Consider the following 1,193-nt stretch of genomic DNA (forward strand, 5'->3'; position numbering starts at 1 on the left):
GAGCGGTCCTTGGCGACGATCGCGCGCGCGATTTCACGAAACCGCGCCTTGCGCCGAGGATCCGGCGGGAATTTTCCGGGAAGTCCGGTCATGCCGCTTCCTCGACCGACGCTGCATCCACCCGTGCCCGTCCGACGATAGCGGCGACAGTATTCTTGCTGAGGCCGAGGTCGCGCGCGATCCAGCGATAGCTGCGACCTTCGGCGACCAGCGCCAGCACCTTGGGGGCGAGCCGGTCGGACTTCGGTCGGTCGCCCGCCTGCCGACCGAGTGTTCGACCCCGTGCCCGCGCTGCGGCGAGACCGGACCGAACCCGCTCGCTTAGCATGTCGCGCTCGAACTGGGCGATGCCGGCGAGCATCGTCGCCATCATCCGCCCGTGAGGCGTATCGACCTCGAACGTCATGCCACTCATCGCGACGACCGACACGCGCCAGCCCGACAGCCGGTTGAGCGTATCGAGCAGGTCCTGCGTCGAGCGTCCCCAGCGGCTGAGTTCGGTGACGAGGACCGCATCGATGTGACGCGCCTGCGCCAGCTTCATCACCTCGCCGCGCGCCGAGCGGTTGGCCTTCATCCCCGAGGCGGTTTCGCGGAAGACCTCGACCACCTCATAGCCGCCCCGTTCGGCGAAACCGACGAGGTCGCGCAACTGCCGCTCGCACGACTGGTCGGCGGTCGAGACGCGGGCGTAGATAGCGGCGCGTTGTCCCAATTGAACCTTCCCGAACACCGGCCCCGAAAAGCCTTGATTTGCGCGGGGTCAGTGTTGTCCAAAACAGACTTCTGTTCAACCGGGACAAAGCCGCATGCCGAGACGCCATATCCTGAGCGCCCGGCAGCGGTCGTCGCTGCTCGACCTGCCGACCGACGAAGCGTCGCTGCTACGGCATTACATCCTGGCGGACGACGACCTGATCCACATCGACCGGCGACGCCGACCGGAAAACCGGATCGGCTTCGCGCTGCAACTGTGCGCGCTGCGCTATCCGGGACGAATGCTGGTGCCGGGCGAGGTGATCCCGCTCGCGGTATCCGCCTTCCTCGGCGCCCAGCTCGGCATCGCCGGTGACGTGCTCGTCCGCTACGCCGTCCGGCACCAGACCCGCCAGCAACATATGGAGGTGCTGCGCTCCATCTACGGATACAGGACGTTTCCCGGTCAGGGCGCGCCGGCACGGACGTTCCGTGAC

At 67.1% G+C, this 1,193-nt stretch carries 2 protein-coding genes; one reads left to right on the top strand and one right to left on the bottom strand.

What is annotated here, in order from left to right:
- Positions 1-88 precede the first annotated feature (88 nt).
- Positions 89-715, bottom strand: a complete 627-nt coding sequence (locus tag AACY08_RS27450; RefSeq protein ID WP_339472255.1) for a recombinase family protein — start codon at positions 713-715, stop codon at positions 89-91.
- 94 nt (positions 716-809) lie between these two features.
- Here AACY08_RS27450 and AACY08_RS27455 point away from each other — a divergent pair.
- Positions 810-1,193: DUF4158 domain-containing protein (locus tag AACY08_RS27455; protein ID WP_339472256.1), on the top strand; the 384-nt coding region annotated here is incomplete at its 3' end.

The sequence above is a fragment of the Pseudomonas sp. EL_65y_Pfl1_R83 genome, assembly GCF_963970695.1.
GTDB classification, from domain to species: Bacteria; Pseudomonadota; Gammaproteobacteria; order Pseudomonadales; family Pseudomonadaceae; genus Aquipseudomonas; species Aquipseudomonas tritici.